Genomic DNA, 10,820 nt, shown 5'->3' with positions numbered 1-10,820 from the left:
CTTGCCGGGGTCACAGGCCGGCGCTCGACCCGGTGATGGCCGGGGTCAGAATGTCGCCCGGCTCGTGGATCATCGTGGCCAGGTTCGTTGCGTTGGCGCAGCCGAGGTCGCCGAAGGACGCCGTGCAATCGACCTCGATCCCCTGGGCGCGGGCGACGCGGATGATCCCGAGCTGGCTGCGCGGCGTCGGGCGTCCGCCGAAAGAGCTGTCCTGAAGGATCCGCACCCGGCCTGGCACCCGGGCCAGGGCGGCCCGCATCGTCTGTGCACGGCCCTGGTCGACCTGGGACACGCCCGAGGCGGGGATGGTGACCAGCACGACATCACCGCTCTGCAAGGCCTGGCTCGACAGAAAGTCGTGGATCCGCGACCGTTCTGCGGTGGACAGCGACGTGGCCCCGCTCGCGAAGCGATACTGGTGTTGCCGCTCCACATAGGGGGTCGACAGGCGGCTGACGACGCCGGTTTGCGGCGTGTTCCCGGCGCAGGCCATCAGGGCCAGGGGCGCGAGAAGGCACAGGGGGCGGAGGAGGGAGAAGATGGGTTTCATTGCAGCAGAAGTCCCGCTTTGCCGTTGACGTTTCGCACCGAGACGCCCGGGGTGCCGTTGCCGCCCGGGGTGCCCTCGAACTGACCCAGGAGCAGTTGTTCTGCCGCATCCGGAGGGGTGAAGTCGTCGACGGGCGTCTTGAACCGCCCGGGATCGCCCGGCTCGACGATGTAGGGGGTCACCAGGATGACCAGCTCGGTCTCGCCTTGCTGGTAGCTCGTGGAACGGAACAGCGCGCCAAGCAGGGGGACGTCACCCAGCCCCGGCACCTTGTCGATGTCCTGCTGGGTCGTGGAGGAGAACAGGCCCGCGATGGCGAAACTCTGCCCGCTGCCGACCTCGATCGTCGTGCGGGCGCTGCGCTCGCGGATCAGCGGCAGGTTCTGACTGCCGGTCGTGCTGCCGTTGGAGAAGTCCAGCTCGCGGATCTTCGTGTCAACGTTCAGCTTGATCTGGTTGGTCTGCATCACCTGCGGGGTGAATTCCAGCTCGACCCCATAAGGTTCGAAGGCGACGGTCACGTTGTCGCCCTCCCCCGAGGAGGTCTGATAGGGGAAGCGGCCACCGGCCAGGAAGCTGGCGGTGTCACCGGAGCGGGCGGTCAGGTTGGGTTCCGACAGGATCGTCACCAGGCCCTTGGCCTGCAACGCGTCCAGGGACAGGCCGAAAAGGGCGTCGCCCACCTGGAAGTCGCCCGAAACCGAATAGCCCCCGGCGATCGAGACACCGCCGGTCAGCCCGTCACTCCAGGTCGTGCTCAGGTCGTTGGTGACCGAGCGTGACACCTCGGCGATGCGGACCTGGAGATTTACCTGCGGCGGCGTCGTCAGGTGCAGGCTGTTGATGATCGGGGTTTCGGCCCCGGCCAGCCTCCGCACGATCTCCTCGATCCGCTGCGCCTCGCCGATGGTTGCCACCGCCCCCGAGAGCATGACCGCGCCATCCACCTCACTGACGGCGAAGCTGCCCCGCGGCACGGCCGCATGGGCGGCGCGGTTCAGGGCGTCGGCGTTGATGGTGACGCGCAGGGTGCTGCTCAGGGAAACCTGGTCGGCCTCGTCGATCACGAAGAGCGTCGTTTCGCCAAGCCGCTTTCCGTAGACGTAGATCAGCGACTGGGATTTCACCTCGACGTCCGCTGTCTCTGGATCGGCCAGGAAGACCGAGTGGGCGGGCGTGTCGAGTTGGACGAGTTTGCCCTGGCCGGCGAAAAGATCGATCGGGCGGCCGGTGGTCTCAAGGATGGTCTGGGCGTAGGCCTGGGGGGGCAGGGCCAGAGGTGCGGTAAGGCCGATCAGGGTGGCGGGCAGCAGAAGCGGTCGGTGGAAAAGTCTGGGCAGCATGACATCTCTCGGGGATTGCGGGACTAGGGCGAGGAAGCGGCGGAGGGAGGGGCGTGCGGTGCCGGTGCCCGTTGCGCCCCGTTGCCGCGGAAGATCTCGACGCTGGGCGGGCGGGCCGTGGGCGCCGTTTTGCTGGAGGGGCCGAAAATGCGGGACGACAGCATCGGCTCGTCCTCGGCGATCGTGGCAACCGGGGCCTCGCCGGGCGGGCTGAGGATCAGCAGCAGGTCTCCGGTCTGCATGGCAAGCGTCAGCACCTTGGCCCCCTCGGGGTTCAGTTCGAGGGTGATCGTCCGGGGGACGCCGCTGGCCGTCGTTGCGTTGTCGGTCACCAGATCGCGGGCGATGACACGCACGTTGCGCAGGATCGTCCGCACCGCACGCTCGCCGTCCCGGGTGTCATAGGACAAGATGACGTCGACCCGATCCCCGCCGGAAATGAGACCGGCGACGGCCGTTTCGGCGGTGACGGGAATGGCGATCGCACGCATACCGTCCGCCAAGCCCATTGAGGGGGGGGCTGGAGGGGCAGGCGGGGGGGCTGGCACGGCATCCGGGGTGGGGGACAGCAGATCGGATACAACGAAAGGCGTGCCCGCGGGGATGTCTCGTGGCGCAGATCGCCTTTCTAGGGTCTCCCGATTTTCCGGGGTATCCCGCAAAAGGTCTTTCGCGATTTGCCCCTCTGGCAAGGTGAGACTGTAAATGTCGTCGGCCCGGATCGCATGTCCCGTGGGCAATGTGACCCGGGCTGACAGAACATTGACTGACGGCGCGGCCTTGCGCGTTTCCGCCCCTGGCTGTTGCGCCTGGAGGGCCGGATCACGCGGCGCGCTTTCCGTGCGCAATCCGAACCATGCCACCGCAAGTGCCGCGAGCAAGGATGTCGCGACGACCAGAAGCAAGCGGCGGGCGGAACCGAAGTGCATGAGAAGACCCCGTCAGTTGGCGTAAGGGTCTGCAATCACGATGTCTGCATCGGCAAATCCGTCGCGCAGAGCGCCTTCAACGCCTTCAAAACCAAGGCCGAGGGTCGTGCCGAGGCCGGCAATGGCGGCGACGATGACGGCCCCGATCAGCGCGGCAAAGAGACCGTACTCGATCGCGGTCGCGCCGCTTTCGTCCTGTTTGAAATTGCTCAGTTTCTGCTTGATGGTGTGGTGAAGAGTCATCTTTTGGGGTCCTCCAGACATAGCTTCGGGGTTCGCGCACTCGCAGCGGTGCGCGCCAAGTTTTGGCAAGTTGGGGTGGGCGTTATACTATTGGGGGATAGTGGAGCCCTCTATTTGGGTAGGGCGCCTTTTGGGGTGAATCAATATCGAAAGAACTATTCCCCAGGGGAATGGTGCATATTAAACGTGGGTTTGTCGGAAGTATTGCCTTGGAATTTTACTTAAGTATGTTTTGAATTTGCTTAAGTATGTTATGTGATACATTCAAAAGGATGTTCGTCGGGGGCCGGGATCTGTCGCGAGAAGTTGAAAGAGCTTGTCTTGGGCGCAGACGATTCGCATCCGTCTGTGTCCGCCTGTGAGATGGGCGCCCCCATGGGGCTGTGTCATGTGACATGATCCGGATGTGTGCATACGTCTCAGGGGTGGGCTTTCACGGCCCCCCAGCCGAGGGCCCCCGCTATCTGCGCGCATCCGGCGGCGAGGGCGGGCCGGACCGGGCGTTTGCCGCCCGCGCTGATCCATGCCGCAGGGCGTCCAGCACCAGCTGAAACACCCCCAGATGCTGCTGCCGTGTCGGATAGTACAGAAAATAGCCATCGAAGAAGGGCGACCACTCGTCAAGAAGCAGGACCAGCTCTTCCGACGCGACGTAGGCGTCGGCCAGGTGGTTCGGGACGAAGGCCACGCCCAGCCCGCCCAGGACGGCATCCATCATGGCGTAGGAATTGTTGAAGGTCAGCTGACCCTCGACGCGAACATTGACCTCTTGCCCGTCCTTCTCGAATTCCCAGGCATAAAGACCGCCCCGGGTTTCGTGGCGCATGTTGATGCAATTATGATCGAGCAGGTCTCGCGGGTGACGTGGCAGGTTCCGCGTCGCAAGATATGTGGGCGAGGCGACGGCGATCATGCGCCAATCCGGTCCTATGCGGGTCGCGACCATGTCCTTTTCGACGCTTTCGCCAAGGCGGACGCCTGCGTCGAACCCCTCCTCGACGATATTGCGAAAGCCGCTGTCGAGGCTGAACTCGATCCGAAGGTCCGGATAGGCCTGTATGAGGGGCTTCAGCTTTGGCCAGGCCACGGTCTTGAAGGCGTGATCCGAAAGCGTCAGGCGGATCGAGCCCGAGGGCCTGTCGCTCAGGGCCATGACGGCCGCGACCTCGGTGTCGATCTCGTCCAGCCGTGGGGCGACGGTCGCCAGCAGGCGTGTTCCGGCAGCGGTGGGGGCGACATTCCGCGTCGTCCGGTTCAGCAGGCGCAGCCCCATGCTGGTTTCCAGCCTCTTGATCGTATGGCTCAGGGTCGACTGGGCGACGCCGATACGTGCCGCAGCCCTGGTGAAACTGCGTTCCTCCGCAACGATGCGGAACCACATGAGGTCGTTGTAGTCAGGTCCGATCATGGGGCACCATCTATCGATCTGGTCGATTAGTCCATGCCGTTTGCGACGGCTAATCACCGAGTTTGGCGGCCTGTATCCCTTGGGCAGCCAAACAGACCGGAGACCGCCTGATGAGTGATGCAACCGCCAAGCCCGAAGGGGGGCAGATCCGCCCGGCCTGGGGCGCCGTCCTGTCGATGGCGCTTTGCGTGGCCATGTTGATTGCCTCGGAATTCATGCCGGTCAGCCTTCTGACCCCCATGGCAGAGGGGCTGGGGGCAAGCCAGGGCCAGACCGGGCAGGCGATTGCGATCAGCGGCCTGTTTGCCGTCGTCGCAAGCTTGCTGATCACCACCGTCGCCGGGCGGCTGAACCGCAAATGGGTCATGGTCACGCTGACGGGGATGATGCTGGTCTCCCTCGCCATGGTGGCCGCAGCCCAGAGTTTCGCCATGCTGATGCTGGCGCGGGGGCTGTTGGGGATCTGCATCGGCGGCTTCTGGGCGCTGGCGACCGCTGTCATCATGCGCCTGGTGCCCGAGGCCGAGGTGCCGCGCGCCTTGGCGCTGATGTATGGCGGGCAGGCCATCGCCGCGGCCTTTGCGGCGCCACTGGGCAGCTATCTGGGCGATCTCGTCGGCTGGCGTGGGGTGTTCTGGGCGCTGACCCCCCTGGTCGCCATCAACCTTCTGTGGCACCTCGTCGCGCTGCCCTCGCTGCCCGCAGGCCGCGGGCGGAGCTTCGGTACGCTCATCGCGGTGCTGCGTCGCGGATATTTCGCGCGTGGGATCTTCGCCGCCATGCTGTCCTGGGGGGCGGCCTTCACCATGTTCACTTACCTGCGGCCCTATCTGGAACAGGTGACCGGGGCCGATGTGACCACCCTGTCGGTGCTGCTGCTGGTCCTGGGCTGCGCAGGATTTCTGGGCACCTGGGCGTCGGGCCGTTTTGTCGGTGGCGCCATTGCCGCGCAACTGAAACTGCCGGCGCTGGTGATGGGGGCGGCAACGCTGGGCCTGCTGCTGACCGGCGCGGCGCCGGTGATCACTGCCGGTCTGCTGATCCTCTGGGGGGCGATGAACACGGCGATGTCGGTCATCTTCATGACCTGGATGTCCCGCAACGTCGATGATGCGCCCGAGGAGGGCGGCAGCCTGATGGTCGCGGCGATCCAGGCCTCGATCCTGCTTGGCGCGGTTTTTGGGGGCGCGCTGCTGGATCTTTTCTCGATCCACGCAACGCTTCTCGGCAGCGTGGCGCTGTCGGTGGCGGCCGTGGCCTTGATCGGGAATGGTCGGAAGATGCTGAAACCCGGATCAGGCCCGGTGTGATCGCTGCGAAGGGGGCGTCCGCGCTGCACCGGGGCCAAGGGGGCCGCTTCCATGTCCGATTGGGCGACGGCGCCGTGGCGCCATCGCCCCGGGCCGCGATCAGCGGCTTTCGAAGGCGTTCAGCGGGATCTTCAGGTAGGATCGGCCGTCCGCTTCGGGCTCGGGCAGGGCGCCGCCGCGAATGTTGATTTGCAGCGCCGACAGCATCAGCTTGGGCAGCGGCAAGGTGGCATCGCGGGCATCGCGCAGCTGACGGTATTCGGCGCGCGACGGTCCGCCTTTCCAGTGGATATTGGCCGCGCGATGCTGGGCGACGCTGGCCTCGCAGGCCGCCTCGCGCCCCGGTGCGTAGTCGTGGCCGACGAAGATCCGGGTCGTCTCGGGCAGCGACAGGATCGCCGCGATGCTGTCGTAAAGCGCGTCCGAGCTGCCGCCGGGGAAATCCGCCCGGCTGGACCCGCTGTCGGGCATCATCAACGTGTCATGCACGAAGGCCGCATCCCCCGCCACATAGGTGATCGAGGCCAGGGTATGGCCGGGCGAGAACATCACCGTCACCGGCACATTGCCGACCATGAACCGCTCGCCATCGGCAAAGAGCCGGTCCCACTGGCGGCCATCCACCGGGAAATCCTCGGGCAGGTGGTAGATCCCCTGCCACAGCTTCTGCACCCCGGTCACCTTCTCGCCGATCGCCGTCGGCGCGCCGGTCTGGCGGCTAAGCCACTGGGCGGCCGAAAAGTGATCCGCATGGGGGTGGGTGTCGAGGATCCAGACCAGCTCGATCCCGGTCTCGCGCACATAGTCCAGCAGCCGTTCGGCATTGGCGGTCGAGGTGGCGCCCGCCAGCGGGTCGTAGTCCAGCACCGGATCCACGATCGCCCCCTTCATCGTGTCGGGGTCGTGGAAAACATATTGCCAGCTGCCGGTGGCCTGGTCCCAGAAGGGCTTCACGATGGGATTGGTCATGTCCTGTCTCCTTTTCGGTTGGGGCCGCGCGGCCCTGTCGCTGCGGGCCTCGCTCTGGCCTCTCTCTGGGCCTTTCAGCTAGGGCGGGGTTCAGCCGCGGCTCGCCTTCATCATCCAAAGTTCTTTCTCATGCCATTCCAGCCGGTCGGTCAGCAGTCCCGCGCTGACCTCGTCCCCGGCCTCGGCGGCGGTGGTGATGGCCGCGCGCAGGGTTTCCGCCAGGGCCTGGTGACCGGCGATCAGCTTGCGCAGCATGTCCTCGGCGGACTGGGCCGGGGCCTCTTCGGGCGCCGCCAGTGCCATCAGCTCGGCCACGGTGCCCGGTGCGGGCGCATCGTGAATGCGGATCCGTTCGGCGATCTCGTCCAGCGCGGACCAGAGGTTCTGGTACTGCTCTTCGAACAGCGCGTGCAGCTGGCGGAACTGCGGTCCCGTGACATTCCAGTGATAGCCATGGGTCTGGACATAAAGGCGGAAGGTCTGGCCCAGAACGGCGTTCAGGGCGGTGATATTGGCTTGGGCGGTCATGGCGCGTGTCTCCTGTCGGGCATCGGGGGAGGGGGGCGGCCCCGCAGGGCCGCCGCCTGGCTCAAAGCTTGCGGGTCGAGAAATACCAGTCGACGGTGTTGTAGCCTTCGCCCGCGCGGGCCAGGGCGGCCTCGGGGGTGGGCGGGGTCGGCACGATCACCTCGTCGCCGGGCTTCCAGTTCTCGGGCATCGCGCATTGGTTGGCGTCGGCGGTTTGCAGCGCCACGAGCAGGCGGTAGATCTCATCCACCGACCGGCCCGCGTTCATCGGGTAATAGACCATGGCGCGCAGCACCCCTTCGGGGTCGATGATGAAGGTGGCGCGCACCGCCGCCGTGTCCGAGGCGCCGGGCTGGATCATGCCGTAGGCCTGGGCCACGGCCATGTTCAGATCGGCGATGATCGGGAAGCGGACATCGGTGCCGAATTTCTCCTTGATGTTCAGCACCCAGGCGATGTGGCTGTAATGGCTGTCGATCGACAGGCCGAGCAGCTCGGTGTTCAGCGCCTCGAATTCCGCGTGCTTCTTGGCGAAGGCGATGAATTCGGTGGTGCAGACCGGGGTGAAATCGGCCGGGTGCGAGAACAGGATCAGCCATTTGCCGCGATAGTCTTCCAGGGTCTTGCGGCCATGGGTGGTCGGTGCGTCGAAGGCCGGGGCGGGTTCGTTCATCTTCGGGCCAGCGGGGCGGGTCTCTTCGGTCATTGCTGCGCTCCTTCTCGGTCAGCGTTTCGATGAACAAGAGATAGGCCCTCGACATTAATAGGTGAAATTGGAATAAACGCTGAAAGAAATAGAGGGAATCTATAAGTGATCACGCTGCGCCAGATCCGCTTTCTGACCGCCATCGAAGAGACGCTGAATTTCTCGCGGGCCGCCGAGATCTGTTTCGTCACCCAGCCCACCCTCAGCGCCGGGATAAAGGAGCTGGAGGACCGGCTGGGCGTGCAGCTGGTCGAGCGCACCAAGCGCCGGGTCATGCTGACCCCCCTGGGCCAGGAGATCGCGGCGCGAGGGCGGCAGTTGCTGCTGGATGCGGCCGAGATCGAGACCCTGGCGCGGGCCCGGCGCAACCCCTTCGAGGGCGATCTGCGCTTGGGCTCCATCCCGACGATCGGGCCTTTCCTGCTGCCGCGGATGCTGCCCGAGATCCGCGCGGCCTACCCGGGCCTGCGCCTCTACCTGCGCGAGGAGATGACCGAGCAGCTGATCGAGGGCCTCAACGCCGGGCGGCTGGACGTGATCCTGATCGCGCTGCCCTTCGAGACCGGCGCGCTGGAGGTGATGCCGCTTTTTGACGACGGCTATCAGCTGGCCTCGCCAGCCAACCGCCCTCTGCGCTCGGGTCCCGAGGCGCTGGAAAGCAGCGGCGACCTGATGCTGCTGGAAAAGGGCCATTGCCTGCAACGCCACGCCCTGGCGGCCTATCCGGGCAAGCTTTTGACCTCCGAAGACAGTTTCGCGGCCACCAGCCTGATCACGCTGATCGCCATGGTGGCCGAGGGGCTGGGCATCACCCTGCTGCCCAACCTGGCAGTGCGCGCCGGGGTGGTGGGCGCGGCCGAGATCCAGCTGACCCCGCTGCCGGATGCCTGCCCCCGCCAGATCGTCCTGGCCTGGCGCCCGGGCTCGGCCCGGGCGGCGCTGTTTCGGAAACTGGGCGAGGTCTTGCGGGCCGGAGGCGAGGGGGCCTGAGGGGCAGGGGCGGCGCGCGCCGCGCCTGCCCGGCGGATCTAGGGGGCGTCCGACATGGGGTAGTCCTCGGCGTTCAAGACCCAGCCGGGCTTGGCGCTGAAATCGGTGCGGGGGGGGCAGAAGATGTCGACCAGCTGGTTCAGCCCGTCCCCCTTGGCGCGGCTGGTGTGGATCACCGGCGGCGGGATCACCAGGACCGAGGGGCCGGTGACCTCGATATGTCGGTCGGGGCGCCAGTCGGCCATGTCCGTGGTCCAGGGCCAGCGCAGGTGGTGGTCATAGGCCCCTTCCAGCAGCAGCGAACATTGCTCGAAATCGTCGTGGTGATGCGGCGAGACCGAGGCCGGATCGCGCGGCCCCTCACGCGGGTCCAGCATGTTCACCATGAAGGTGGTGCAGCGGAAGATCCGGCCAAAGCGCCCCTCGGCCTTCGGCACGTCCAGCGAATAGTGGCGCAGGCGCAGCCCGCCCGGCGGGGTGGGCCAGGGCTCGAAGGCGGGCACATGGCTGCGGGGCGTGTCGTAGGCCCGGGCATTGGGGCACAGCGCCACCAGATCGGCCGAGGCCGTGGTGAACAGGCCGATCACCACGCCGCCCTCGGGCAGGGTCACCTGGCTGTCGCCCGGCGGCACGAAGGCGATCTGGTGGCCGGGCAGATCCGCCTCGGCCTCGCCTGCGGTGATGCGGGCGGGCGCCCTGGGCATCAGCAGGACATATTCGTCGGGCTGGTCGCTGCGTGACAGGGTGCCGCCGGGGGCCAGCTCGGAATAGGCCAGGACGAAGTTGTGGCCGCGGATGAACCAGGTGCGGCCGTTGTCATCGTCGATCTGCGGCGGGCTGTCATAGAAGGTGGCCAGCTGCTCTTCGGCGATCAGCCCGGTCGGGGGCTTGCCCTTGGCGGCCGGGGCGGGGGCCAGTTGCGAGCGGGGGTCGGACTTGTCGTACATTGGGGGCCTCAGCGGGTCTGTTGCAGGGTGGCGCGGGTTTCGGCCAGGGTCGCGGCGGCGGCCTTGCGCAGGAAGGTCTGGTCGGAAGAGACGATGAAGGCCGTCGCCCCCTGCGCGGCCAGGGCCGCCGCATCCTCGGGCCCCGAGGCCATGACGCAGATCGGCTTGCCCGCGGCGCGGGCGGCGGCGGTGATCGCCTCGGTCGCGGCCTTGACCGGGGCCGAGCCGCCCTTCACCTCGCCATAGGCCACCGTCAGGTCGCCGCGCCCGATAAAGACGCCGTCCAGCCCCTCAACCGCCAGGATCTCGTCCAGGGCGTCCAGGGCGTGGGGATCCTCGATCATGGCAATCACGGTGGCGCGGCTGTCCTGCTCGTCCAGGTGCTGGGCAATGGTCCGGCCGCCGAAATCCCCCGCCCGGGTGGTCGAGGAATAGCCCCGCGCGCCACCGCGATAGCGGGCGGCGGCGACGATGGCGCGGGCCTTCTCGGCGCTGTCCACATGGGGCACCAGCACGCCGTCGCCGCCGCAGTCCAGCACCGACTGGATGCCCGCCGGATCGGCCGAGGGCACGCGCACCAGGCCGCCGATGCCATGGGCGCGGCAGGCCAGCAGGATGTGATCGGTGCTTTCGCGGTTCAGCGCGCCGTGCTCTTCGTCGATAACCACGAAGTCATAGCCCAGGGTGCCGAGGATCTCGGCCGGCATGGTCTGGGCGATCTTGAGGAAGCTGCCGATCAGCATCTGCCCCTCCTGGAAACGCTGGCGAAAGCCGATAGGCTTTGGTGGCATCATCTTCTCCTCGGGTCCTGTGCCTTTGGCCCGAGCATCGGCAGCGGGCCGGGGCGCAGCAACGCAGGAGCGGCGCCGTTTCGCAGGGCGGAACGGTCGCGGGTTC

The 10,820-nt window shown here is 66.7% G+C and carries 12 protein-coding genes; 2 read left to right on the top strand and 10 right to left on the bottom strand.

What is annotated here, in order from left to right:
* Positions 1–10: 10 nt before the first annotated feature.
* From ACRARE_RS19560 to ACRARE_RS19540, 5 genes are all read right to left on the bottom strand, one after another.
* The gene (locus ACRARE_RS19560) at positions 11–550 is read right to left on the bottom strand and encodes a hypothetical protein (protein WP_432658158.1); all 540 of its coding nucleotides are present in this window, start codon (positions 548–550) and stop codon (positions 11–13) included.
* On the bottom strand, positions 547–1,893 hold the full coding sequence (locus ACRARE_RS19555) for a type II and III secretion system protein family protein (protein ID WP_432658157.1): 1,347 nt from the start codon (positions 1,891–1,893) through the stop codon (positions 547–549). Before ACRARE_RS19555 ends, ACRARE_RS19560 begins: the two co-directional genes overlap by 4 nt.
* A 23-nt stretch (positions 1,894–1,916) precedes the next feature.
* Positions 1,917–2,822 carry a Flp pilus assembly protein CpaB gene (gene cpaB / locus ACRARE_RS19550; protein WP_432658156.1) on the bottom strand — a complete coding sequence of 302 codons (906 nt, stop codon included), beginning with the start codon at positions 2,820–2,822 and terminating at the stop codon, positions 1,917–1,919.
* 12 nt (positions 2,823–2,834) lie between these two features.
* On the bottom strand, positions 2,835–3,065 hold the full coding sequence (locus tag ACRARE_RS19545; protein WP_432658155.1) for a Flp family type IVb pilin: 231 nt from the start codon (positions 3,063–3,065) through the stop codon (positions 2,835–2,837).
* Between the two features lie 460 nt (positions 3,066–3,525).
* Entirely contained in the window at positions 3,526–4,473 is a 948-nt protein-coding gene (locus tag ACRARE_RS19540) for a LysR family transcriptional regulator (protein WP_432658154.1), read from the bottom strand.
* 110 nt (positions 4,474–4,583) lie between these two features.
* Between ACRARE_RS19540 and ACRARE_RS19535 the strand changes: the two genes are divergently transcribed.
* A complete protein-coding gene (locus tag ACRARE_RS19535) occupies positions 4,584–5,783 on the top strand; it encodes an MFS transporter (RefSeq protein ID WP_432658153.1) in 1,200 nt (399 codons plus the stop codon).
* Between the two features lie 99 nt (positions 5,784–5,882).
* On the opposite strand, the gene ACRARE_RS19530 is transcribed toward ACRARE_RS19535, so the two are convergent.
* The 3 genes from ACRARE_RS19530 to ACRARE_RS19520 all read right to left on the bottom strand — a co-directional run bounded on the left by ACRARE_RS19530 (position 5,883) and on the right by ACRARE_RS19520 (position 7,986).
* Positions 5,883–6,752: an MBL fold metallo-hydrolase gene (locus tag ACRARE_RS19530; protein WP_432658152.1), complete on the bottom strand. Its 870-nt coding sequence runs from the start codon at positions 6,750–6,752 to the stop codon at positions 5,883–5,885.
* Between the two features lie 90 nt (positions 6,753–6,842).
* Complete coding sequence (locus ACRARE_RS19525; RefSeq protein WP_432658151.1) at positions 6,843–7,280, bottom strand: Dps family protein; 438 nt, start codon at positions 7,278–7,280, stop codon at positions 6,843–6,845.
* 61 nt (positions 7,281–7,341) lie between these two features.
* Positions 7,342–7,986: a peroxiredoxin gene (locus ACRARE_RS19520; protein ID WP_432658150.1), complete on the bottom strand. Its 645-nt coding sequence runs from the start codon at positions 7,984–7,986 to the stop codon at positions 7,342–7,344.
* 105 nt (positions 7,987–8,091) lie between these two features.
* On the opposite strand from ACRARE_RS19520, the gene ACRARE_RS19515 reads away from it, so the two are divergent.
* Positions 8,092–8,976: a hydrogen peroxide-inducible genes activator gene (locus ACRARE_RS19515; protein ID WP_432658149.1), complete on the top strand. Its 885-nt coding sequence runs from the start codon at positions 8,092–8,094 to the stop codon at positions 8,974–8,976.
* Positions 8,977–9,014: 38 nt separating this feature from the next.
* Here ACRARE_RS19515 and ACRARE_RS19510 read toward each other — a convergent pair whose 3' ends face one another.
* On the bottom strand, positions 9,015–9,923 hold the full coding sequence (locus ACRARE_RS19510; protein ID WP_432658148.1) for a cupin domain-containing protein: 909 nt from the start codon (positions 9,921–9,923) through the stop codon (positions 9,015–9,017).
* An 8-nt stretch (positions 9,924–9,931) separates the two neighbouring features.
* Positions 9,932–10,714 (bottom strand): HpcH/HpaI aldolase family protein, encoded by a 783-nt coding sequence (locus ACRARE_RS19505; protein ID WP_432658147.1) that lies wholly within the window; start codon positions 10,712–10,714, stop codon positions 9,932–9,934.
* Between the last annotated feature and the right edge of the window lie 106 nt (positions 10,715–10,820).

This window comes from Pseudooceanicola aquaeponti, from assembly GCF_050897975.1.
In the GTDB taxonomy this organism is placed as follows: domain Bacteria; phylum Pseudomonadota; class Alphaproteobacteria; order Rhodobacterales; family Rhodobacteraceae; genus Pseudooceanicola.
Note: the sequence above shows the minus strand (reverse complement) of the source record. Positions and strands in the feature narration are given on the sequence as shown.

Bases quoted from the DNA above. Each gene is read 5' to 3' on its own strand.
- ACRARE_RS19560 (WP_432658158.1), bottom strand. From the start codon at position 550: ATGAAACCCATCTTCTCCCTCCTCCGCCCCCTGTGCCTTCTCGCGCCC.
- ACRARE_RS19555 (WP_432658157.1), bottom strand. From the start codon at position 1,893: ATGCTGCCCAGACTTTTCCACCGACCGCTTCTGCTGCCCGCCACCCTG.
- cpaB (WP_432658156.1), bottom strand. From the start codon at position 2,822: ATGCACTTCGGTTCCGCCCGCCGCTTGCTTCTGGTCGTCGCGACATCC.
- ACRARE_RS19545 (WP_432658155.1), bottom strand. From the start codon at position 3,065: ATGACTCTTCACCACACCATCAAGCAGAAACTGAGCAATTTCAAACAG.
- ACRARE_RS19540 (WP_432658154.1), bottom strand. From the start codon at position 4,473: ATGATCGGACCTGACTACAACGACCTCATGTGGTTCCGCATCGTTGCG.
- ACRARE_RS19535 (WP_432658153.1), top strand. From the start codon at position 4,584: ATGAGTGATGCAACCGCCAAGCCCGAAGGGGGGCAGATCCGCCCGGCC.
- ACRARE_RS19530 (WP_432658152.1), bottom strand. From the start codon at position 6,752: ATGACCAATCCCATCGTGAAGCCCTTCTGGGACCAGGCCACCGGCAGC.
- ACRARE_RS19525 (WP_432658151.1), bottom strand. From the start codon at position 7,280: ATGACCGCCCAAGCCAATATCACCGCCCTGAACGCCGTTCTGGGCCAG.
- ACRARE_RS19520 (WP_432658150.1), bottom strand. From the start codon at position 7,986: ATGACCGAAGAGACCCGCCCCGCTGGCCCGAAGATGAACGAACCCGCC.
- ACRARE_RS19510 (WP_432658148.1), bottom strand. From the start codon at position 9,923: ATGTACGACAAGTCCGACCCCCGCTCGCAACTGGCCCCCGCCCCGGCC.
- ACRARE_RS19505 (WP_432658147.1), bottom strand. From the start codon at position 10,714: ATGCCACCAAAGCCTATCGGCTTTCGCCAGCGTTTCCAGGAGGGGCAG.